A 23,806-nucleotide genomic window follows, 5' to 3' on the forward strand; every position below is an offset into this window, starting at 1 on the left:
TTATATTTATATGATAGTATAAATATTTTAGTAAATCAATATAAATTATATATATTCTTATGAAGAAGATTAACTATTTTTTTGTATTCATAACTTGTAAGTTCATTCGATGACATTAATCTGAAATCTATAAATGTAACTTCTCCATTATCAAGAAAATAAGGATATGGATATGTATCATTATATAAATAGAAGCCTAAAGATCTATACCAATTTACTCTCCTATATGCTAAATCATTAGTATCTTCAGGCACAACTTCAACTATTATATTATCATGCATTTTCATTAATTTTTTTAATGCAGCAGAACCATAACCCATACATCTGTATTTTCTTTCTATGGCGAAATATTCTATATATAAAAATTCTTCAAGAAGCCAAGACAAGCAAACGCCTATATGAATATTATCTTTTTTTATGTCGTAAAGATTTTGTTTGATTTTCTTCTTATTATTATTTAAAGACTCTTTTAAACTCCAATTTTCTCGGATATTAAAAGAGTCCTTTATAATTTCTTCATTATAGTTTGAAGAATCAATACTTTCTATTAATTCTATTTCCATTTATCTATTTCATCTAATCTAGGCTTGTATACCTTATTATATATTATTTTTGTGATATTGTCATGCTCTTCTTTATCCTGTATCTTTCTGCTTGTCATTATTTTCATTTTTATAGTTGATATTTCCTGATTTTCATTTATACAAGGCATATCATATTCATGATCGGCGAGTATTAGTCCGAATCTTTTATACCATTCAATGCGTTTTTGTGCGATTTCATTTAAATCATAAGGCTCTACTTCTATAACTATTAATTTGTTGCTTAATATTTCTAGTATTTTAGTAAGCACTTCAGAACCATATTTTTTGCCTCTTAAATTTTTATCTATAGCCAAATATTCACCATAATTGAAATCATCCAAATCCCAGAGCATAGTTAAGCCTATAGGAACATCATCATCTAATATAGCATAAAATTTATAATTATGATTATCTTTGTTTTCTAAAGTCATATCAAAATTCCATCTTTCTTCAGGAGGAAAAGCATCGTCATATAATTTCTTATAAAAATCTCTGTTTTCTAAATTTTCTTTCATTTCAATCAATTTAATCATAATAAAAACTCCAATATTAGATTTAGTCCGATTATATACTATTTTTAGAATTAAGTAAATATAGTATTTTTGATATTTGATTTATTTTTTATTATTTGTGAATATAGTTAAAATTTTTAAGTTTGTCAACTATTCGCCTATACCCATTGGGTACGCTTCGCGGAGGCTTTCCTCACAGTATTGCCTACTCTTATCAAACGTCCACTATACGTGCGGCTGATTACTTATTAATATACAAAAGTTAATAATTTTTATTACATATAATACAAAATTAGTATGATTTAGTATTAATTTTATACTTGCACTTTCGCTGTAGACGGGAAAAAGAACAATATAAAAATTTATAAAATATAGTTGTTTAGGTATATACTGAAAATTTTTAAGTTTGTCAATTTTTTTGTTGTTCTTTTCCTTGATGCATGCCTACCTTAGTAACGTTATGTCAAGTCGGCTGTCTAAGACTCAAATCATGATTCTAACAATATTGACAATAATACATACACTTTATATAACGTATATGTACTTAGTATTTGTTTCAATATATATTATGTAGTATATCATCGTATAATAACTAGCTAGTACATTGACTTTAAGTGTTAATATTGTATCATATAAACATAATTTTTATATTTTTAAAAGGATATAATATGATTTTTGATTATAAAGGCATTACTAATAAAAATAAAGATTTAATATTTGTTGCTGGTCCTTGTGTTATAGAAAGCGAAGAAATGACAATGACTATAGCAAAAAAATTAAAAGAGATAAAAGATAAATTAAATATACAATTAATTTTCAAAGGAAGTTTTGATAAGGCAAACAGAACATCTCTTTCATCTTTCAGAGGGCTTGGAATGAAAGAGGGACTTCAAATACTTCAGAATGTTGGTAAAGAATTTAATTTTCTTACTTTAACAGATATACATGTTCCTACAGATGCTGAAGAAGCTGCTAAATATGTTGACTTCTTACAGATACCAGCTTTTTTATGCAGACAAACTGATATGCTTAGAGCGGCATGTGAAACAGGAAAGGCTGTTAATGTTAAGAAAGGACAATTCATAAGCGGTTATGATTGTAAATATATAACTGATAAATGTACTGATGCTATAAATGAGAATAGACTTTTTTTATGTGAAAGAGGTACTATGTTCGGATATGGTAATTTAGTTGTAGATATGAAGAATTTGGAGATAATGAAAAATTATGCACCTGTTATGTATGATGCTACTCATTCGCTTCAAATGCCTTCTGCTAATAATGGACAATCCGGAGGAGCTAGAGAGTTCATACCTGCTATATTGAAATCGGCTGTCGCTTTGGGAATAGACGCTGTATTTATGGAGGTGCATCCTAATCCTGATAAAAGCCCTTCAGATTCAGGCACTATATTTGATTTGAATAAGGTTGAGGAGTTGTGGACTCAGGTTATAAAGATCAATGATTTAGTTAATAGTTTGTAATTAAAATATTGAAATGATCAGTATCATAAATGTTACCATATGAATCACACAGTTGTGTTACTTTGTAAGCATTCATAATGTAAAACTTCAAGTATAAAATTTAGTATTGAATCATACAATTTGATTTTTATAATATAAATGATGAGATTTAATATAAAATATAGCCTTTTTGCTTCTCGCCTGCCAAAGGTACGCTTCGCGAGGCGGGCTTCACCTGTGGCAACAAAAGAAGTGGGGTTACCCTACGGGTACGCTTCGCGGGGGCAAAGCCCCAATATCAAGATATAAATATTAATTTTATTTTTGACAAAATATAATAGTTTATGTATAAATTAATAGAATTATATTTAATAAAATTAGTAATTTAAAATAGGAATTTCAAATATGAAAAAGATAGTTATTGTACTTGCTTCAAGATTAGGTTCTACAAGGCTTCCTCAAAAAGCATTAAAACCTATGGCTAATTGTAATAGTATGCTTGAACTTATTATTAAAAGATTAAGAAGTTCTAAAAGGGCTAATGATGTAGTGGTGGCTACTGAAGAAAAATCTTATGAAGCTTTTAAAAATATATTTGATGAATTGAAATGCAGTTATTTTGTTGGAAGCGAAGAAGATGTACTTAACAGATATAGAAAAGCTGCTGAAGAGTTTAATGCTGATATAGTTGTGCGTGCTACAGGTGATAATCCTTTGGTGAGTGTTAAGGCTTTGGATATGATTATAGATTATCATATAGAAAAAAATGCTGATCTTAGTCATTATAATTTACTTCCTTATGGTAGCGGTGTGGAAGTGATAAATTATGAGGCTTTAAAAATTGCTGATGATAATTCTAAAGACAGTTTTGAGCATGAGCATATCACACAGTATCATTATAGAAACCCAGATAAATTCAAAATAGAAAATCCTAAAGTAAATGAAGAGTTTGCTATGCCGGAACTTAGAACTACTGTTGATACTATTGAAGATTATAATAATGTATGCAAGATTTTTGAAAAATATAATAATGATATATATGTTGATGTTGATACTATAATAAGCGATATAAGAAATGGAAGATAATAAAATTTATTATGTTTATATAATACTATGTGAAAACAATTCATACTATACAGGCATTACTAATGATCTTATAAATAGATTTAATAAGCATGCAAAGGGTAGGGGTGCTAATTATACAAAATTGCGTAAGCCTTTAAAATATTTATCTGCTTGGAAGGTTGAAAATGTTAATATTGCTTTGAGTGTAGAGCATTATATAAAAAGTGTAGATAAAAAAGTAAAAAGTATGTTTATAGAAAATAACAGACTTCTTAAAAGTTATTATATAAAAGAAATGAAAAATAAGAAGAAAGGTTTTAAGAGTAGTGTAAGTATTAGAAGCATCGGCAAAAAGAATATAGAATATGTAAATAATGTAGTTTCTAATAATATTATTTGACAATAATATTATTATATTGTATCATTAAGTAAAAATTATACTATATAAGGAATTATTATGTCTTCTTTAAATACTCAAATAAGAAAAGATATAGTAAGTATGGTTTATAATGCCAATTCAGGACACATAGGCGGTTCTTTATCATTGGTAGAAATAATGCATACTCTATATTTTAAGATTATGAATATTGATCCTAAAAATCCAAAAATGGATGGCAGGGACATACTTATAATGTCTAAAGGACATGCTTCTGCAGTGCTTTATTCTACATTAGCTCATAGAGGATATTTTTCAACAGATGAGCTTTTAACTTATAGAAAGTTGGGTTCAAGACTTCAAGGACACCCAGATAAAAAACATTTAGAAGGAGTTGAGGCATCTACAGGTTCTTTGGGACAGGGAGTTTGTATTGCTTTAGGTGTAGCTTTAGGATATAAATTGGATAAAAAAGATTCTAAAGTATTTGCTATTGCTGGTGATGGCGAAGCTCAGGAAGGTACTTTCTGGGAATCAGCTATGGCTGCTGCTAATTACAAGCTTGATAATTATACTCTTATCATAGATCATAATGGATTACAGATAGACGGTAAAAATGATGAAGTTATGAGTTTAGGTGATTTGGAAGCTAAAATGAAAGCATTTGGTTTTGAAACATTTGTTGTTGACGGACATAATGAAAAAGAACTTGAAGAAGTATTTGCTAAAAAGGTATTCGGTAAACCTAAATGCGTAATTGCTAAAACAGTTAAAGGTAAAGGAGTTTCATTTATGGAAAATGCTGTAGGCTGGCATGGAAAAGCTCCTAATAAAGAAGAATATGAAAAAGCTATGGAAGAGTTGAACAAACTTGATTAATTAAAATTATAAACATTAAGGAATAAATATTATGGAAAAAAAAGCAATAAGAAATGCTTATGGTGAGGCTTTAAAACGTCTCGGAGAAATAAATAAAAATGTTGTAGTTTTAGATGCTGATTTATCCGGTTCTACTATGACAAAACTTTTTAAATCTGCTTTCCCTGATAGATTTTTCAATATGGGAATAGCTGAACAAAATATGATAGGCGCAGCTGCCGGACTTGCTATTGAAGGTAAAATACCTTTTGCATCTACTTTCGCTATGTTTGGTGCAGGAAGAGCTTTTGAAATTATTAGAAACTCTATTTGTTATCCTAAATTAAATGTTAAAGTGGCAGTTACTCATGCTGGTATATCAGTTGGAGAAGATGGGGCAAGCCATCAAAGTATTGAAGATATATCTTTAATGCGTTCTATACCAAATATGACTGTAATTGTTCCTTGTGATGCTGTTGAGGCTGAAAAGGCTGTATTTGCTGCAGCTGAATTTGACGGACCATGTTATTTAAGAATGGCAAGACCTGCTACTAATATAATAACAAATCAAGATACTCCATTCAAAATTGGAAAAGCTAATGTATTAAGAGAAGGTAAAGATGTATGTATATTTGCATGCGGAATAGTTGTAGCAGAAGCTTTAGAAGCAGCTCAAATGGCTGAAAAAGATGGTATATCTGTAACAGTTGTTGATATTCATACTATAAAGCCTATAGACAGAGAAATCATTGTAGAAATGGCCAAGAAACATAAAAAACTTATTAGTGTTGAAGAGCATTCTATAATAGGAGGACTTGGTTCTGCTATATCAGAAGTTTTGACAGACGAATATCCTGCTAATCTTATAAGGATTGGAATGAAAGATACTTTCGGCGAATCAGGAACAGTTGAAGAACTTATTTGTAAATATGGTCTTGATGCTAAATCTATTTATAATATAGTTAAATAATTAATAAATTGATTATAATAAAAAAAAGGAGAGTATTAAAATTACTCTCCTTTTTATATATTAAATATATTACACAATATTATTTTAAATTGAATTTAAACATTTCTTTCAATTTATTTCTGCATCCGCCGCATTCTGTACCAGCTTTAGTATGTTTTACGAGTTCTTTTAGTGTTTTTATGCCATGTTCTTTTTCTAAATATTTTATTTCCTCAATGGAAAGCTCTTTACATTTGCATATAAAATCATTATTTGACAATTTAGATATCTCCGATTTTATTATTGATTTTTTATACTTAATATTTTTCCTGTTTTTTTGTATTCTTCCAATAAATCTTTGATATCTCCTCTGCAGCTCCAGCATGTAATTCCTGCTTTTGTATGATGCATAACTTCTTCAAGTGTAGTATAGTTATTTTCTTTAATTGCATCAATAACTTCTTTATATTTTATATTTTTACAAAAGCATATAGTGCTATTTAAATTCTTTTCAAACATAAATTTTCTCCCATATTAATAATTGATTTATTTTAACAATATTAGTAAATAAAATCAATACATCTTTATTAGTATAATTTCATATTTTAAAGAATTTATCGAAAGCAAACCATAATTGTAATGTTATTATACCATATAGTATTAAACCTAATCCAAGTACAACGCTAACATAAACAGCACCAAGTATAGGATTGAAAGTTAAAATTATTCCTGCGATCAAAGTAAGTATTCCGCTGAACATAGAAAGTCCCCATTGATTATATCCAAACTTTTTAAGTTCAATAGAAGAAGATATTGCTACAACACCTCTTACTATTACAAAGAAAGCAGCCATATAAGGTACAAATGCACCGCTTATTTGTAGATTAGAAATAATTATAATACCGCATATTGTTGATACTATACCATCTAATAAAATTAAAGTAGAACCTGATTTATCTCTTAAACTAAAGTAATAGAATATAGCACTTATTCCAGAGAATATTGTTAAAAATCCTATTATATAAGCTAACATTAAAACAGTTTCTATTGGATTAAATAATGTAGCTATTCCTGATATTATTAATAGAATGCCAAAAATGAGCCATAGAACTCTTCCTAATTTTCCCATATAAAAAACTCCTTTATTTTATAAATATTAATTTATATATGATAATAAAATGTATAAAAAAATCAATATAAAAATCTGCAGTATTTTTAAATTAATTTTTTATTGAAATTATTTTAATGTTAATTGTTCCGATAATATTTGCAAATGGATAATAATGAAGAATTAGAAATAGTGCATACACCTGTTATGCTTAAAGAAGTTTTGAGTTTCATACCAGAGAATGCCAAAATTGCTGTTGATGCCACATTAGGTGAGGGCGGACATACTAAGGCAATGCTTGATTTAAATCTTGAAGTTCATAGTTTTGAAAGAGATTCAGCCATTCTTGAAATAGCTAAAAAAAGACTTAAAAATTATGATAAATTCCATTACTATAATAATACTTATGATAAAATGATGGAAGAGCTTGATGATAGTATAATTGGAAATGTTAATTTTATGCTTTATGATTTGGGTGTGTCTTTATTTCATTTCAAAAAAGCTGAAAGAGGTTTTTCTTTTAAAGATAATGTAAGACTTGATATGAGGCTTGGACTAAATGAAAAAAGTGCTTATGATGTTATAAATGGATATAGTGAAGAAGAGTTGGAAAGAATATTTAGAGATTACGGAGAAATTAACAATGCCAGAAAAATGGCAAATATTATAATAAAAGAGCGAAATAGAAGAAAAATAGAGACTTCAAGAGAATTAGAAAATATAATATTTCATAATACTGATAAAGCTCAAAGATATGGCAAAATTCACCCTGCAACTTTAGTTTTTCAGGCTATAAGAATAGAAGTTAATGATGAGCTTAATATACTTGAAAAATCAATAATGAATATACCTTCTATACTCAAAGAAAATGGAGTAGTTGTTGTGATGAGCTATCATTCTTTAGAGGATAGAATAATAAAAAGATTTTTTAAAGAAAATGAGAAAACTAAGAATAAAGACGGTATATTTAAACTTCTAAATAATAAAGTTAAACTTCCGACAAATGAAGAAATAAAATCTAATCCTGCAAGCAGAAGTGCTAAGATGAGAATAGCTCAAAAGGTATAATGTGGAGATAAAAACATGAATGATAAGAATCAAAATATGGATAAAAAAGAAAGGAAAACTTATTCTATAGGTTCTCTTTTTATAGTAATAATATTATTTGTAATAGTTATAAGTATTTTTACCTTTGCAAGAAATGTTAAAGCTAATGAAATAGTTGTAGAATTATCAAAATTAGATAATGAAATAGAACGTTTGGAAAAAGAGGTTAAGGTACTTAGTGCTGAGGAAGCAGAATACTCATCTCCTAATAGGTTCATAGAAACAGCTATAATAAACGGATTTACTTCTGTAAGCGGCGATAAAAATGATATACTTTATCTAAAAATAGAAGATCAAAATAATAATCAATAATTATTTGTATTATCAGTTTTCTTTTTTTCTATTTGTGCTATTAATGCTTTATCTAATTCTTTAGCACTATTATATCCCATCTGCTTTAATCTGTAATTTTTAGCAGCGGTTTCTATAAGTATGCATACATTTCTTCCAGAACGAACAGGTATTTTTTGATAAGGTACTTCTGTATTTAATATACTGTAAGTTTTATCAAATAATCCCATTCTATCGTATTGTTCATCATCTTTCCAATGTTCAAGTTCTATTATTAAATCAAGCCTTTTTTTATCTCTTATAGCACTCATACCTGAAAGTCTGCTTATATCAACTACTCCTATTCCGCGTACTTCCATATTATGTTTTATATATTCGTTTTTTCTTCCAATTATTCTGCCATCTTTTAATTTTTTAAATTCAACTATATCATCTGATATGAGTCTATGACCTTTTGATATAAGTTCTAAAGTAGCTTCACTCTTTCCAACACCGCTTTTACCTAAAATTAAAACTCCTACTCCAAAGACTTCTACTAATCCTCCATGTATAGTGAAAGATTCAACGAATTCTTCTTCTATTAAGGCTTCTATTCCTCTAATCATATCGGATGTTTTTAATTCGCTTATTATTACGCAAATATTATTTTTTTTAGCTATTTCTATAAATGATTCAGGAGGATTTATATTGTAAGTGAATATGCATATAGGTATTTTATAACTAAGCATTTCTTCAAATACATCTATTTTATTTTCTTCATCTAAAGTGATAATATAATTAGCCTCACCTTTTCCTAATATTTGTATTCTTTGATAGGCAAAGTCTTTGAAATATTTGAATAATGCCATACCAGGTCTATTTATATCATAACCTAGTATGTCATTTTCCATTCCTATAAGACCTGTTAAACGTCTTATTTTTAGAGTATTATTTTTTAATTCATTAAGTTCTAAGAATTTAGATACGCTTATTTTAGGCATTATATTTTCATTTCCTCTTTAGCAATGAGTTCCATAATCTCTTCAGGTTTTTCAACATTTATCAGTTTTTCTAAGAAATGAGGATTGTCTCTTAATATTTTAGCTATTGCAGTAAGTACTTTTAAATTCTCGCTTGCTGAAGTTTTTGGTGCTAGAAGCATAAAGACCGCAAATACTTTTTTCTTATCTACAGATTTATAATTTATTCCGTTTTTAATGGTTGCTACACTAAGCACAATACTTTTTACGGCATCTGTTTTAGCATGAGGTATTGCTATACCATTTCCAACACCCGTACTCATTAATTGCTCTCTAGCCATAATAGCATGTTCAGCATCGTTTTTATTGAGAAGTAATTTACATTCATCTAATCGCTCAACCATTTTAGAGAGAAGACGCTCTTTCTCGGTTTCCTGAACATCTATCATTATAGAATCTTTATTTATGTAATCTATTAAACTCATTATCAAACCCTCCAAAATGGTTAATTATATAATAAATAAATTAAATATCAAACATTCTTATTAGAACAAATGAATTATCAGATTCTTTATATAAAGCCTCTGCTTGTTCTGTTATGCTGCTTATATAAACAACAAATTTTTTATCAGTGTTTTCTGTAAGATAATTTACAGCTTCACTTACATTATATTCTTTTATCAAATAGTTTTCGCTTTTACTTGCATCTATATGATTATCAGGAGTTACACTTACTTCATCGATGTTCCAATATTCTTCATCTTTATTGTATATTTCAAGTACTTTATTGTCATTGCCTTTAAACAAGAATACAGGGAATTTTCCTATTTTTATGCTGAATAAATCTTCACCCTGTTTAATAGGTAAATAAGCCATATAAGGTTTTTTATCGCTATTAAAGTGTAATACAGCATCAAGCTCATCTAAAGGTTTTTCGTATATTCCTACAGAATTGATTGAATAAGCATCATCATCATCTTCTGCCTGTACTGATTTATCTACAACAGCTCTTTGACTTCTGTCTATATTTCTTTCTTTTGATTTTCTTATTTCTCTTTCTATCTTTTGAAACATAGCATCTATTGCTACATATAAATCTTTTTCTTTTTCTTTATCATGAAATACTTTTTTACCAAAAGCTATAGTGCCTTGTACAGTATATTCACCATGCATATAGTCGCAGATAATATTGGCGTCTATTATTCTATCAGCATGTATTTTGATATTTTGCATCTTATTTGCTATATGTTCCCTAACATTTTTAGTGATTCTTACGTTCTTTCCAATGATATTTTGATGCATAAAATCTCCTTTTGTTTTATCTGTTTCTTGATGAAAAAATATTCATACTTTTTCTATATTTAGCTACGGTTCTTCTTGAAATATCAATACCTTCGCTTTTAAGTATGAGTCTGATTTTTTCATCACTTAGTTTTGCCTGAGAGTTTTCTATAATTCTTTTTATAATTTCTTTAACGCCTCTAGAACCAAGCCCGCCATTTACAGCCCTAGAGAAAAAATATTTTATAGAAAATGTACCCCAAACAGTGTTAAGATACTTGCCATTAGCTATTCTACTTATAGTGGATTCGCTTAAATTCACCTCCAAAGACATATCTTTTAAAGTTAATGGCTTCATAAACTCTTTTCCATACTCAAAGAAATTTATCTGAAATTTAAGCAAAGCTTCGCCTATTTTTAATAAAGTTTTTTTCCTATCATTAGATGCATTTATAAGGCTTTCAGCTTCTTTCTTTTTTTCTTTTAAAAAGTTTATGTTATCTTTACTTTCCTCTCTATCTAATAGTTTAATATATTTTTTGCTAATTTTCAAGTGGGGGATAAAAGTTTCATCTGTTTTTACTATCCAATGATCATTTTCTTTAAAAATAAATAGTTCAGGTACTATATACTTAACAGCTGATGTATCATATTCTCTGGCAGGGTAGGGTTCTAATGTTTGTATTAATCTTAAGGCTTTTAATACTGTATTAACTTCGATATTTAAATTTAAAGCTATTTTATCATAATTCTTTTTTGATAATTCATCTAAATAATTTTCTACAATATTTATTGCTGTATCATATATCTCTTTATCTTCAGTTTCTTTTTTTTTCATCTTTAATTGTATGGAAAGACATTCGTTAATGTTTTTAGCGGCAACTCCGTAAGGATCAAATGTTTTTATTATAGAAATTATTTTATCTATTTGCTTTATATCAGCATTTAGTATATTTGATATCTCATCACTTTCAATAGTTAAATATCCGTCTTCATTTATAAAACTGCATATTTGTTCTGCAAGCTCTATTTCTTTTTTATCATCAAAGGTAATATCTATTTGGCTTTTTAAATGAGAAAATAAACTTTCTTTATTATTTTCTACTGTGTTTTCTATTATAGAATTAATATCGCTTGATGCCGATGAAGAAGACTTTGAATAATTATCATTAAAGTCATATTCCAAAAATGGATTTTCTTCCATTGCTTTTTGTATTTTTTCTTTAAGCTCTATAGCAGGCAATGCTATAACATCAAGCCATACTCTAGTTTGATAATTGAGTCTTAAATCATTTTTTATTGCAGTTCTTATAGAAGTATTTGCTGATAAAGAATTATTAATCATAAAAACCTAAAGATAAATAATAAATCATTGTACTGATAAATCTTCTTTCTATATCAAAAGGAGAAATCACTCTTCCGAATTTATTATATTTTTCTAATTCATAAAATTTTATACTATCTATTATCATGTCTTCATCAGATATACTGCAGTTAATTTCGCATATTATTTTTAAAACATTATCTGCCATATAGTAAGATACATATTCATCATAATATTCTGTTTTCATATCCAATTCTTTAGATAATTTTTCCATATATTCTAATGATAATTTTTGACCTTTTAGAGAGATTATAGAATCATTTTCAACATCATTATCTTTTAATATATATCTTTTTATTTTTATTTGTTCTACAGGCTGATTTATTTCATAGAGCTCTAATTGATAAGTCCAAATTTTCTGATAATCTTCATCATTATCAATAGGGTGATATAAACTTATATAATATTTTATATTTTTAGGAAGCTCATATAAATCTTCATCTATTGAAATTAAAGAACCGTCTTCCATATATCTGAAGCATTCTATTAGATTATTATCTTCATCATATACTCCCCAAACAAATGCAAGAGTAAAATATTGCATTACAGGATTCTCTACAAATACTTCAAAGAAAGTTTCATAATCCCATTTTCTGCCGTTAAACATTACTTTTCTAAGTTTATCTGTTTGATATGATATAATAGCTTTTAATGAATTTCTTATATATATTAAATCTTTTTTAGCTTCTGCTACTACTCTTTCATCATCACCTTCTATAGCATCCGGAAGTTCTTTTAATATTTTATGATTTTCATTATCTATTATTTCTAAATAGGAATCGCTTAATAATTGAAGAGTTAATTTTTGTTTGCCGTAATTGATTACTTTATTTCTTTCAACATTGAATCCTAAATTAGGAAGAACTTTATCGAATAAATTATCAATAGGTATATTCAAACATTCAGCAGCTTTTTCAAAAGAACCTATTGCAGAATTTTTTACTATTTTATTATTAGATGTATATATAATATTATTTATTATCATTAAGGCAAATTTTTCACCATTCATTGCTATTGCAGGTATTATATATGCTGCCAGAGATGATTGAAAATTCTCCTGCCAATATTCTATCTTATCATATAAATTAACTATCTGACTATAATCAGCATAAATACAATAAGGCAGAATAATATTTTTTTTGCTTTCATCGCAATTATTATCATTCCAATATTTATATATATTTTCAAATGTATTTCTTATAGAATTCATATCAAATAAATCTATCATTCTGTCTATATCTTTTATTCTATAAGGTTCTTTTAGAAGCATATATTCTAATAGTATATATTTTATAATTTTTACAGGAACTTTAGTATTTTTATCATTTCTTAAAACAGCATTAGATATTAAAGATTCATCTATAAAGTCAATTAGATATTCGTAATTTTCTTCATAATAATCATCTATATACTGATTTATATCATCCAAAGTTTTAAATTTAAATCCTTTTCTTCTGTAATTCCATTTTTTTATTATCTTTTTTAATTCAAACTGCACATCCTCTCTATATGCATGTATGCTGTTTTCAACATAAGCTCTGGAATTATATTCATCTTCTTCTATTAAGTTTAAAGCACACTTTATAATTTCTTTATTTTTTAAATGAAGTACATAGCAAATTGCAGAATAGTTTGTGAATCCTGCTTTATCTTTTTTATATAGAAGTTCTAAGAAATCTATTAAAGCATAACTCTTATATGAAGCTGCTTTCAAAAATGTTTTATCATGAAACATTTCTACTGTATAATCAGAATTTTTATTAACTAGTTGTAATATATATTTTGTGCTGAAAATATAAATAGGGTAGGTATATAGATATGTTATTATTAAGTCTTTTAAATCTAAATCATACCCTTGCAAATAATCTAATATCTCTTTTAATTTAATATTATAAAATTCTTTTCTATCTTTAATCATTAATGGTATAGCTAAATTATACGGCAATGATTTTAATAAAGCTCGAACAACTTTTCTTGCTTTTTCATTATAATCATACATAAGGACTATTATTTTTGTTGTAAATATTAATGTACTGCTGAGATTAACAGATAAATCATATTTATCTATAATTTTGTTTTCCAATAATTCAAATATATTTTCAGATTTTATATCGTATATTTTTTCTAATTCTTTTTTTATATTTTCTATGAAATAATCTATGCTATTATCAAGCACTGCAGCATCAGCATTATTATCTTTAGCATTCAAAAGAACACAATTTAATACAGCCTTTATCTCTATAATATATGGTATATCAACTTCTTTTAATATATTATAAAGTTTATAAAATGATTCTTTATCATTGTTGTATAGATTTTTTATCCCTTCAAATACTTTATTTGAATTTGTTGATAAATTTGTATCTAAATATTTTATAAGAAATATTAAATATTTTGGTATATTAAAATCAGTAAGATCATGTATGAATTCATCAAAACTCTTATTTTCAAATTTTTCGCTGTAATTTTTCCTAGTTAAGAAAAATAATTTTATCATATATGCTAAGTTTATAAATAAATATTTATTTTCATTTAACATGTCATTTTCTATTAATTCTATGAATCTTTTTGATATATTATTATCTATATTTACAATAACAAAAAGCGAAAGTATAGAATCTAAGTAATTTACTTTTTTTGAATATTCTAATATTAAAGATATTTTATTGTAATCTCCAAGATATATCTTTATAGTTAAAGCCATCAAAGCTATTAATATATTATCTCCGTATTCTTCAATAATATCATATATATTTGATGAGCATATATTATCTATATATTCTTCTGTTTCTTTTGGGAAATATTTTTTTGCATAGTAATAATATATAAGAATGTTAATTTTAGCATTCATTATTTCATTTGATATATGATTTGTATTGTATGTATATTTTTTGTATTCTCTATTCCAATCATTAATTTTTTTTGTAGATACACATTTTAAGAATGCTTCTTTGATGTTCATACCGGATATTATATTAATAATAAGCATTTCAAAAATATATATATTTTCTATTTTTTGCATAGATATAACTTTAAATAATCTAATTAAACTTTCATTTTGCTTATCATTGATATATAGATCTAATAGATTTGAATATATTGAACGATTATTTGAAATAGTCAGGTTTATTTCTTCCGTATCGAAATTTATATTATCATTTTCATTATTGACATATTTTTTTATATTGTCTATATATGGATGATTTTTAAAAATATCATCTATATAACTGTCTATAATACTCATAAGAAATAACCCTAAAAAGATAATAGATACTATACCATATTTTGAAAAAAAAATGAATAATAAAAATATAATAAATTAGTCTATTATGAATATAACCTTACAGTTTTTTATAGCATTTTTTAGGTTAGGGCTGCTCATAATTATACTTGCATCCTCATTTCCTATAACTAAATCGCTTGCAAATCTTCCTCTTGATCTCCATGCTACAATGTTATATGGTTTTTTTCCTATTGTATTTGTAATATTTTGATTTGTAAGAAAAGAATTTGTAGAATATGTAATATATCCATTTGTAGAAGCAATGTTTTTATTTATATAAGCTAAACTATATATTTCATTACCATCTTCATCATATACTGTAGGAAATAATGAAGGTATGAAACCAATATTTCTTGCATCTATAACAAGACTATCATAATCTGTGCCAGCATCAAAATATGTTACTATAGGTTCAGGTTTATATATATGTATATTGTTTATCAAATCTGACATAAGATTATTTGTTATTATATCTAATGCCATAAGTACTTTAACGCTTGTTCTTGTAGGGTATGATATACCAACTAATCTAGCATTATTTATAGAATTTACTACTTTTTCTTTTAATAATCTATTTTCTTCTATTATACTGTATATATTATCTTCACTGTCTATAGGTATATTTCCCAATGTGTCGTATAAAGTTTTCATAGTTTCTTCTTCAGCCTGCTGCTGCAATATTAATAATGCTTCAGGGTGTAAGCGAGTATCTGTAACAAAATCGGCTGTTGCATCCGCATATATTGTATATGTAGTATAGTCAACTCTTCCTTCACCTATATTAACTAATATATTATTATTAGTTAAAGATAGATATTGCGGAAAAAGAAGCATATTTATAGTAATAAATAGTAAAATAACCTTGATATTCATATAAACTCCAATATACTGTAAATATTCTCGGTTTATAAAAAAAATACTTAAAGGTATTTTTTATAAGTTATCTTCTTTTTTCTAATTTTTGCAGATAATTTGATACATTTATATAGCCATTATATTTCATAACTTCATAAGGCTTTAAACCTATTGAGTTAACGTCTGTATAATTCATATCATTATAAATAAGATATCTTGCTATATCTATTTTTGTGGCATAAAACATAGCATTCTGCCCCCAATCATCTTTTTCATTAATATCAACTTTCAAATCTTCTACTAAATATTTTATTAATAAAAGATGCTCATTTTCAACAGCATACATAAGAATAGTTTTTCCTAGTATATCTCTTTTACTAATATCAGCACCATTTTTTATAAGAAGTTTTACTGAATATAAATCTCCGTACTCGCATGCATAATGAAGTGCTGTTTTACCATTATTATCAGCAATATTTACATCAGCATTGTTATTAATAAGAAGATTCATTATATATGGATAATGTGCGGAAAGTATTAAAGCATTTTCTCCATTATTATTAGTTATAGATATATCAGCTTTTTTTTCTACCAAATAATCAGCCAAATCATAATATCCTATGGCTACAGCTTCCATAAGAAGAGTATTGCCGTTTTTATTTACAGCATTAATATCTCCGTTATTATCTAAATATTTATCTATTCTTTCTATAATATCAGATAATTCATTTTTATGATTTATGTAATCAAATATAGTAGGCTTTTTTGGGATATTCGAATATTCTATATTTTCATAAGTTTCATAATCGGCAGCATCTATTATATTGTCGAATGAATTAGGCATCAGACATTTGCATATTATTAACACTAAAATAAAATATTTCTTCAATAGCAAACTCCTATTTATTAATAAAAATTATTTTAATTATTTTCAATTTTTTCTAATTCGCTAAGCATAAACTCCAAATCAGCTATAACTTTATCCTCTTCTTTTTGATTCCTTAAAATATAAGCAGGGTGATAAGTTGCTATTACAGGCACATCTTTTCCATTATTATTGTAATAATGCACTTTATTTCTAGCTTTTCCGAATGGGGTTTTTAAATCAAAATCTATTAAATTACCGAATCCATGACGTCCTAATGCACATATTATTTTAGGATTAAGTATTTTTAACTGATTTACAAAATAATCTCTGCAATTAGCTTTTTCTTCAGGCAAAGGATCTCTGTTTTCAGGAGGACGGCATTTCAAAGCATTCATAATATAATATTTTTTATTATTGATATTCATTCTTTCAATCCATTTATCCAATAATTTTCCGCCTCTTCCTACAAATGGAAGTCCTTGTTTATCCTCGTCAGCTCCAGGTGCCTCTCCGACAAATACTATATCAGGTTCTTCATATCCTCTTCCGAATACTACATTTAATCTGCTATTACATAAAGCCTCGCATTTCATACATTTTTCAACTTCGCTATATATTTTTTTTAATTCTTCATTCTTTATTTCTTTCATTGATTCTATGCCTTTATCATTAATATCTTTTTCTTCTTTTTTTACTGCTTTCACTGCTTTTTTTGGATTTCTTAATATTATTTTTTTATTATGCTGAGAGCAAACTACATTTGAGAATTTTATTTTATTCTGCTGTAAAAAATAGCTTTCCATTTTATTCATATTAATAAATCCTAAATATCATTTTTAAAACATTATTTGTATTATACAATAAAATGGAATTTATTAAAAATTTTTTATTTATTAATTAACTTATAGACTGATTATGTAGATATGACTAAAGATTTTTTATTTTTATTATAGGTTTTCTATTTCTTGTATACTTAAGCCTGTTAATTCACTGATAAGATTTAAATCCATATCTCTATCTTTCATATTCTTTGCCATAAATATTGCTTTATTTTTTTCTTCTTGTTCTATTCCTTTTTCAAGACCTTCTTTAAGACCTTCTTCTCTGCCTTTTATTCTTTCTTCATTTAATGCCAATATATCAAAATAATTCTTCTCATATTCCGCATAATTTTCAAATAAATCTTTTGTATTTACAAATTTATTATATTCATCATAAACTTCTTTCATTATAGGATTTTTTTTAACTAACATTTCCATAATTTCCTCCATTTTTTCTCTTTTTTCTTTAATTGTTAGAAAATAAAACCAAGCATATAATTCATCTGTCAATTTAGAACTTTAAGATAAATATTTAGGTAATTCTAAAAAGTGCATCTCAAGATGGTTAGTTAATATGTGATTTGTTTCAAGTTCTTTAATTACATAACAGCTATGCTCTTTGTTTATATCTTTTAACAAATTAAAGTCTAATATATTAATTACTATTACCTGTTTCAAATCATTATATTTTTCATTGTTTCTTAAATTGGATATATAGCCTTTAGCCCAATAGTATAACTTCTATAAACAAAAGATTGATTTCCAACTCTTTGTATTTCTATTAACACAGTTTCACCGCTTTTTGTAACTGCTCTTACATCAACAATAGACTGCTTATCATTAATTGTTTCTTTTAGATTAAAAGTATTAAGTACCTTCACTTCCTCAAAAGGCTCTTGATTGTAATCAGTTCTTACAGCATTAATTAAATTTAATAAAATATGCTCATGTCCTTCTTTTGCGAACATATAACGCATAAAATAGTCATTCAAAACATTAATATTTCTCATAACTTTATTATACTAAATTAACTATAAATGTAAAGTTACAAGTTTAATCATCAAAATTTACTTTCTATTTCTTTGAGCTTTTTTTAGAATACCTGCAATTTTTCTAAGTTTAAGATTCTCTGCTATATCTAAAGCAGTATCTCCATGGTCATCTTCTATATTTACATCGGCTCCTTTTTCTACTAGAAATTTAACATATGGTTCAGCAAACCTTGATCCTGATGATGCACAAGCCCAAATTAAAGAAGTGTATCCATTATAATCTTGAGCATTAATATCTGCACCTTTTTCTAATAAAACTTCAGCTAATTTTATACGATATTCCTGAAAACTTTTATTATTAAAATCACCTTCACCCATACCAAGATATATCAAAGGAGTATATTGGTCTTCATTTTTTATGTTTACATCAGCACCTTGCTCTATTAAAAAATTAGCTATTTCAAAGTCTAGTATATCAATACTTCCTTCATCTGAAGTATCAAGAGTTTTATTTAAAGCTGTGTCTCCTTTATTATCTTGTGCATTTATATTGGCTTTTTTTGAAACTAAATATTTTATTACATCCATATTTCTTTCAGGACTATAGTCACATGCTGATATTAAAGCAGTACTTCCTCCTTTATAAAAGTTTACATCTGCACCATTTTCTACTAATAATTTTACTGTTTCTAAATTATTTACACCATATATTAAGGCTGTATTTCCATAATTATTGAAAGCATTTATATTTGCCCCTTTTTGTATTAAAAGTTCTACCACTTTTATATTATGAAGTTTGGAAGCATACATTAAAGGTGTCTCTCCATGATTATTTTTTACATTTATATCTGCACCATTATTTATTAAATATTCTGCAACAGATGAATTTTCATCATATCTAGATTCAATATGTTCATAATCTAATGAGAGTAATAGAGGAGTTTCTACTGAGCTATATTCAGAATGTGTTTTGGCATTTACATCGGCACCTTTTTCAACTAAAAATTTAACCATATCATAGTCATTTCTTAAAGCTGCTATCATTAAAGGTGTATAATCATAATCTTCAGGATAATGCTCCCCAGCCTTTATTCTTGATTCTAAGTAAAAACCATTTTCTACTAATACTTTAAACATTTCTCTATTTTGTGCCAATGCTGTTGAAGCTCTATAAGATTTATTAAGAAGTGATGCTCCATCATTGTCTTTAGTATTTACATCAGCTCCATATTTTATTAATAAATTAAATATTTTTTTAGCATTTTCTAGCATTTCTTCTTTTCCATAATGATCATAGCGAATATTATAATATAATACAGTGTTTCCATCATTGTCTTTAGTATTTATATCAGCACCATTTTCTAATAAAAATTTAACCATTTCATAGTTTCCTATTAGAGCAGCTGTCATTAATGCTGTACAGCCGTATTCATCTCGAGCATTTGGATTTGCTCCTTTAGCTAAATATGATTTAACTTCTTCTATGTTATTATCTTCTACAGCGTAAAATAACGATTCATCTAAAGTCTGAGAATACAAAAAAATATTAAACAAGAATAATATAATAAATACTTTTTTCATATATACCCCCTAAGTATATACTGGATTATATATTAATTATTATGCTTTGTCAATTAAAATGACTTTATTCCTGTATAGTTTTTATTAATAGCAATAAAAGAAGAATAATAAAAAATTGTATTATCTAAAGAATTTTTTATCTAAATATTCTTTTGAGAGCCTTAATACAAAAGGTCTTCCATGAGGGCAGTTTGTAAGTATATTTTCTTCTTCAAGCAAATCAAGTAATGTCTGCATATCGCTATTTGAAAGTTTATCTCCAGCTTTTGGAGAATATTTGCATGATATAGTAGAGCAGGTATATTTTATAACTTTTTCTAAATTGTTATTGTCGCCCTTTGAAATGTATATATCCAAAATGTCTTTTATGATTTTTTCAATTTTTTGATTTCTAGGAATGTATATTGGTATATCTTCTATTATAATACTATGTTTTGAATTAGCTTCAAATTTTATTCCTAATGATTCTATAGATTCTTTTGAGGCATTTAAAATATCAATTTCATAGTCTCTGTACTCAATTTCACAAGGTATAAGGAGTTTTTCATATTCTATTTTTTTTGACATAAGAGTTTTGTATATTCTTTCATAATTGAGCCTTTCATAAGCGGCATGCTGATCTATTATATACATTTCTCCGCCTCGTTCAGCTATTATATATGATGAAAATACCTGTCCTATTGCTCTTGTGTACTCTCCAAATTCTATATTATTGTAGGTAAAATTATTGTTATTTAAATTTGTTTCCTTATTAATATTATTTTCTTCTATTATATTGTCGTTTATATTATCATTGTTTTCTACATTTGAATCATATTTATTGTAAGTATTGTTTGAATAGCTAGTATTATCATATTTTATTTCGTTTGCTGATTCAGTATTATAATTTGATATGCTAAATGTATTGTAATTATTATTCTGCTGTATAGGAAAAGTAGGGGTGATATCCTTATCAAGATCCACTTCTATATTAACAGAATCAAAATTGTTTCCAGAATTAATATTATTTACTATAGTATTATACAGTATCCCAGAAATCTCTCTTTCATTTTTTATTCTTACTTCCTTTTTACTAGGGTGGACATTTACATCTATTTTACTGCTATCTATATTTATGTATAGGAAAAAGAAAGGATATCTCTCTTTAGGTATAGCATTTGAATATGCATTTTTTATAGCATAAGCAAGAACTCTATTCTCTATAGGTCTGTTATTTAAGAATATAAAATTATTCTTTCTCATAGATTGGCTTATTTTAGAATTTGAAAATAAACCGTATATTAATACATCATCTTTTTCTATTTCAATTTCTATTAAATTTCTAAATACATTGCTGTCAGAGAGATAATTTTCTATTCTTTCTTTTAGAGTATCAACTTTTATATATGAACTTACAACCTTACCATTATTTTTAAGTTTCATAGATATTTTAGGCTGAACCAATGCTTCCATATCAAAAACTTCTTTAACTAAGAAAAACTCTCTTGAAACATGTTTTAAGAATTTATATCTAGCTGGAATATTAAAAAATAGATTTTTGGCTATGATTTTTGTACCCTGTGAAGCGGCGGCAGGTTTATGTTCTATTATTTTACCACCTTCTACTACTATTTTTCCTCCATTGCTTTCTTCTACACTCTTTGAAACTATTTCTAAATTTGTAACATCGGATATAGAAGCCAAAGCCTCACCCCTGAAGCCAAGAGTATATATAGAGTCCAAATCTTCTATAGAATGTATTTTACTTGTGGCATGATGTGTTATAGCTAAAGTAAGTTCATTAAATCTTATGCCGTTACCATCATCTTCTACTATCATAGATTTAATACCAGCTTCTTCCACAGAAACTTCTATATTTGAAGCTCCTGAATCTATGGCATTTTCTAGTAATTCTTTGAGCATAGAAGCCGGTCTTTCTATAACTTCTCCTGCAGCTATGCGATTAGCTACCGATTGCGGTAATTTTATAATATTTTTAATCATAGTTTGTATTTTATCATGAAATTTAATAAAAAGATATAATTAAATATATATAATAGGAGTATATGGTATATATGGGATTTTTTATGAAATTTTTATAATTATATACCATTTATGTGATTATTATAATTAGTTTATTAACTAAAATAAGCAAATAATATACTATAGTCAGGTATTATAAAAAAAATATAAATATTTAATTGAATTTGATAAAAAAATGTACTATACTAAAAGCAACACATCAATAGAAATGTGGAATTTAATAATTCTTTGGAGATTAAAAATGTCTAGAAAAATAGTAATAGCTAGTGCCTGCCGTACAGCAATAGGAAGTATGGGAGGATCTTTAAGTACAGTTCCAGCTGCAGAGTTGGGTGCAGTAGTAATAAAAGAAGCTTTGAATAGAGCTAAAGTTGCTCCTAATCAAGTTGATATGGTATATATGGGTTGTGTTATACAAGCATCACAAGGTCAGAACGTTGCTCGTCAAAGTTCTATAAAAGCAGGGTTACCAGTAGAAGTACCTGCTATGACAATAAATGTTGTTTGCGGTTCAGGACTTGATGCAGTAAATATAGCTGCTAATATGATAGCTGCTGGAAATGCTGATATCGTAGTAGCAGGTGGTACTGAAAATATGTCATTAGCTCCTTACGCTCTTAAAAAAGCTCGTTATGGTTACAGACTTGGTAATGATACAGTAATAGATACTATGGTTAATGATGCTTTAACAGATGCATTCAATAATTACCATATGGGTATTACAGCAGAAAACGTTTGTGATGATTGGAAACTTACTCGTGAAGAATTAGATGCATTTGCTGCTAATTCTCAGCAGAAAGCAATTAAAGCTCAGGAAGCTGGTGCTTTCAAAAAAGAAATAGTACCTGTAACTATCAAAACTAAAAAAGGTGATATAGTATTTGATAAAGATGAAGGCCCTAGAGCTGGAACTACAGTAGAAAGCTTGGCCAAATTAAAACCAGCATTCAAACCAGACGGCGGAAGAGTAACAGCAGGTAATTCTTCTAGTATTAATGACGGAGCTGCTGCAGTAGTAGTAATGAGCGAAGAAAAAGCTAAAGAATTAGGTATTAAACCTATGGCTACTTGGATTGCAGGTTGCTTAGGCGGTGTTGAACCTAGAATTATGGGTATCGGACCAGTTGCTGCTACTAAAAAATTAATGGCTAAAACAGGATTAACTATTAAAGATTTCGATATCATTGAATCTAATGAAGCTTTCGCTGCTCAATCAGTTGCAGTTGGTAAAGAATTAGGTATTGATGTAGAAAAACAACTTAACCCTAATGGCGGTGCTATAGCTTTAGGACACCCAGTAGGTGCTTCTGGATGTAGAATCCTTGTTACTTTACTTCATGAAATGGAAGCTAAAAATGCTAAGAGAGGACTTGCTACTCTTTGTATTGGCGGTGGTATGGGCTGTGCTACTATAGTAGAAAGAGAATAGTACTTTTTAATAATAGAT

General features: G+C 27.0%; 23 protein-coding genes and 1 pseudogene. 8 read left to right on the forward strand and 16 right to left on the reverse strand.

Annotated elements, in window-relative coordinates:
- Window positions 1-35 precede the first annotated feature (35 nt).
- Both BRSU_RS03985 and BRSU_RS03990 read right to left on the reverse strand, forming a co-directional pair.
- Window positions 36-563: a GNAT family N-acetyltransferase gene (locus BRSU_RS03985; RefSeq protein ID WP_048593902.1), complete on the reverse strand. Its 528-nt coding sequence runs from the start codon at window positions 561-563 to the stop codon at window positions 36-38.
- Window positions 554-1,117: a GNAT family N-acetyltransferase gene (locus tag BRSU_RS03990; protein WP_048593904.1), complete on the reverse strand. Its 564-nt coding sequence runs from the start codon at window positions 1,115-1,117 to the stop codon at window positions 554-556. The genes BRSU_RS03985 and BRSU_RS03990 overlap by 10 nt, the downstream gene beginning before the upstream one ends.
- 647 nt (window positions 1,118-1,764) lie before the next feature.
- Between BRSU_RS03990 and kdsA the strand changes: the two genes are divergently transcribed.
- The 5 genes from kdsA to BRSU_RS04015 all read left to right on the forward strand — a co-directional run bounded on the left by kdsA (window position 1,765) and on the right by BRSU_RS04015 (window position 5,828).
- Window positions 1,765-2,580, forward strand: coding sequence for a 3-deoxy-8-phosphooctulonate synthase (kdsA, locus tag BRSU_RS03995; RefSeq protein WP_048593906.1), 816 nt, complete (start codon window positions 1,765-1,767; stop codon window positions 2,578-2,580).
- Window positions 2,581-2,964: 384 nt separating this feature from the next.
- Complete coding sequence (locus BRSU_RS04000) at window positions 2,965-3,645, forward strand: cytidylyltransferase domain-containing protein (RefSeq protein WP_048593908.1); 681 nt, start codon at window positions 2,965-2,967, stop codon at window positions 3,643-3,645.
- Complete coding sequence (locus BRSU_RS04005; protein WP_048593910.1) at window positions 3,635-4,024, forward strand: GIY-YIG nuclease family protein; 390 nt, start codon at window positions 3,635-3,637, stop codon at window positions 4,022-4,024. Before BRSU_RS04000 ends, BRSU_RS04005 begins: the two co-directional genes overlap by 11 nt.
- Window positions 4,025-4,081: 57 nt before the next feature.
- The gene (locus BRSU_RS04010; protein WP_048593912.1) at window positions 4,082-4,879 is read left to right on the forward strand and encodes a transketolase; all 798 of its coding nucleotides are present in this window, start codon (window positions 4,082-4,084) and stop codon (window positions 4,877-4,879) included.
- Window positions 4,880-4,910: 31 nt separating this feature from the next.
- Window positions 4,911-5,828 (forward strand): transketolase family protein, encoded by a 918-nt coding sequence (locus BRSU_RS04015; protein ID WP_048593913.1) that lies wholly within the window; start codon window positions 4,911-4,913, stop codon window positions 5,826-5,828.
- Window positions 5,829-5,907: 79 nt separating this feature from the next.
- Here BRSU_RS04015 and BRSU_RS04020 read toward each other — a convergent pair whose 3' ends face one another.
- The 3 genes from BRSU_RS04020 to BRSU_RS04030 all read right to left on the reverse strand — a co-directional run bounded on the left by BRSU_RS04020 (window position 5,908) and on the right by BRSU_RS04030 (window position 6,936).
- Window positions 5,908-6,087, reverse strand: a complete 180-nt coding sequence (locus BRSU_RS04020) for a (2Fe-2S)-binding protein (RefSeq protein ID WP_048593916.1) — start codon at window positions 6,085-6,087, stop codon at window positions 5,908-5,910.
- 20 nt (window positions 6,088-6,107) lie between these two features.
- Entirely contained in the window at window positions 6,108-6,326 is a 219-nt protein-coding gene (locus tag BRSU_RS04025; protein ID WP_014488343.1) for a (2Fe-2S)-binding protein, read from the reverse strand.
- 79 nt (window positions 6,327-6,405) lie between these two features.
- On the reverse strand, window positions 6,406-6,936 hold the full coding sequence (locus BRSU_RS04030) for an HdeD family acid-resistance protein (RefSeq protein ID WP_048593920.1): 531 nt from the start codon (window positions 6,934-6,936) through the stop codon (window positions 6,406-6,408).
- Window positions 6,937-7,080: 144 nt separating this feature from the next.
- Here BRSU_RS04030 and rsmH point away from each other — a divergent pair, with 144 nt between their 5' ends.
- Window positions 7,081-7,983 carry a 16S rRNA (cytosine(1402)-N(4))-methyltransferase RsmH gene (gene rsmH / locus BRSU_RS04035; RefSeq protein ID WP_048593922.1) on the forward strand — a complete coding sequence of 301 codons (903 nt, stop codon included), beginning with the start codon at window positions 7,081-7,083 and terminating at the stop codon, window positions 7,981-7,983.
- Between the two features lie 15 nt (window positions 7,984-7,998).
- Window positions 7,999-8,334, forward strand: a complete 336-nt coding sequence (locus BRSU_RS04040) for a hypothetical protein (protein ID WP_048593924.1) — start codon at window positions 7,999-8,001, stop codon at window positions 8,332-8,334.
- On the opposite strand, the gene hprK is transcribed toward BRSU_RS04040, so the two are convergent.
- The 11 genes and pseudogenes from hprK to mutL all read right to left on the reverse strand — a co-directional run bounded on the left by hprK (window position 8,328) and on the right by mutL (window position 22,320).
- Window positions 8,328-9,293, reverse strand: coding sequence for an HPr(Ser) kinase/phosphatase (hprK, locus tag BRSU_RS04045; RefSeq protein WP_048593925.1), 966 nt, complete (start codon window positions 9,291-9,293; stop codon window positions 8,328-8,330). The genes BRSU_RS04040 and hprK overlap by 7 nt on opposite strands.
- Window positions 9,293-9,757, reverse strand: coding sequence for a PTS sugar transporter subunit IIA (locus tag BRSU_RS04050; RefSeq protein ID WP_048593927.1), 465 nt, complete (start codon window positions 9,755-9,757; stop codon window positions 9,293-9,295). Before BRSU_RS04050 ends, hprK begins: the two co-directional genes overlap by 1 nt.
- Window positions 9,758-9,797: 40 nt before the next feature.
- Window positions 9,798-10,574: a ribosome hibernation-promoting factor, HPF/YfiA family gene (gene hpf / locus BRSU_RS04055; protein ID WP_048593929.1), complete on the reverse strand. Its 777-nt coding sequence runs from the start codon at window positions 10,572-10,574 to the stop codon at window positions 9,798-9,800.
- 16 nt (window positions 10,575-10,590) lie between these two features.
- Entirely contained in the window at window positions 10,591-11,898 is a 1,308-nt protein-coding gene (rpoN, locus tag BRSU_RS04060) for an RNA polymerase factor sigma-54 (RefSeq protein ID WP_048593931.1), read from the reverse strand.
- Window positions 11,891-15,181 carry a DUF4132 domain-containing protein gene (locus tag BRSU_RS04065; protein WP_048593933.1) on the reverse strand — a complete coding sequence of 1,097 codons (3,291 nt, stop codon included), beginning with the start codon at window positions 15,179-15,181 and terminating at the stop codon, window positions 11,891-11,893. The genes rpoN and BRSU_RS04065 overlap by 8 nt, the downstream gene beginning before the upstream one ends.
- 75 nt (window positions 15,182-15,256) lie before the next feature.
- A complete protein-coding gene (locus BRSU_RS04070) occupies window positions 15,257-16,093 on the reverse strand; it encodes a hypothetical protein (protein ID WP_048593935.1) in 837 nt (278 codons plus the stop codon).
- Window positions 16,094-16,160: 67 nt separating this feature from the next.
- A complete protein-coding gene (locus tag BRSU_RS04075) occupies window positions 16,161-16,919 on the reverse strand; it encodes an ankyrin repeat domain-containing protein (protein WP_048593937.1) in 759 nt (252 codons plus the stop codon).
- Between the two features lie 77 nt (window positions 16,920-16,996).
- Window positions 16,997-17,755: a uracil-DNA glycosylase gene (locus BRSU_RS04080; protein WP_048593939.1), complete on the reverse strand. Its 759-nt coding sequence runs from the start codon at window positions 17,753-17,755 to the stop codon at window positions 16,997-16,999.
- A 135-nt stretch (window positions 17,756-17,890) separates the two neighbouring features.
- Window positions 17,891-18,774: pseudogene (locus BRSU_RS04085) on the reverse strand (Rpn family recombination-promoting nuclease/putative transposase).
- Between the two features lie 57 nt (window positions 18,775-18,831).
- Window positions 18,832-20,337 carry an ankyrin repeat domain-containing protein gene (locus tag BRSU_RS04090; protein WP_048593941.1) on the reverse strand — a complete coding sequence of 502 codons (1,506 nt, stop codon included), beginning with the start codon at window positions 20,335-20,337 and terminating at the stop codon, window positions 18,832-18,834.
- A 120-nt stretch (window positions 20,338-20,457) separates the two neighbouring features.
- Entirely contained in the window at window positions 20,458-22,320 is a 1,863-nt protein-coding gene (gene mutL / locus BRSU_RS04095; protein ID WP_048593943.1) for a DNA mismatch repair endonuclease MutL, read from the reverse strand.
- Between the two features lie 280 nt (window positions 22,321-22,600).
- Between mutL and BRSU_RS04100 the strand changes: the two genes are divergently transcribed.
- Window positions 22,601-23,788 carry a thiolase family protein gene (locus BRSU_RS04100; RefSeq protein WP_048593944.1) on the forward strand — a complete coding sequence of 396 codons (1,188 nt, stop codon included), beginning with the start codon at window positions 22,601-22,603 and terminating at the stop codon, window positions 23,786-23,788.
- Window positions 23,789-23,806: the final 18 nt, after the last annotated feature.

This window comes from Brachyspira suanatina (genome assembly GCF_001049755.1).
Classification (GTDB): Bacteria; Spirochaetota; Brachyspiria; order Brachyspirales; family Brachyspiraceae; genus Brachyspira; species Brachyspira suanatina.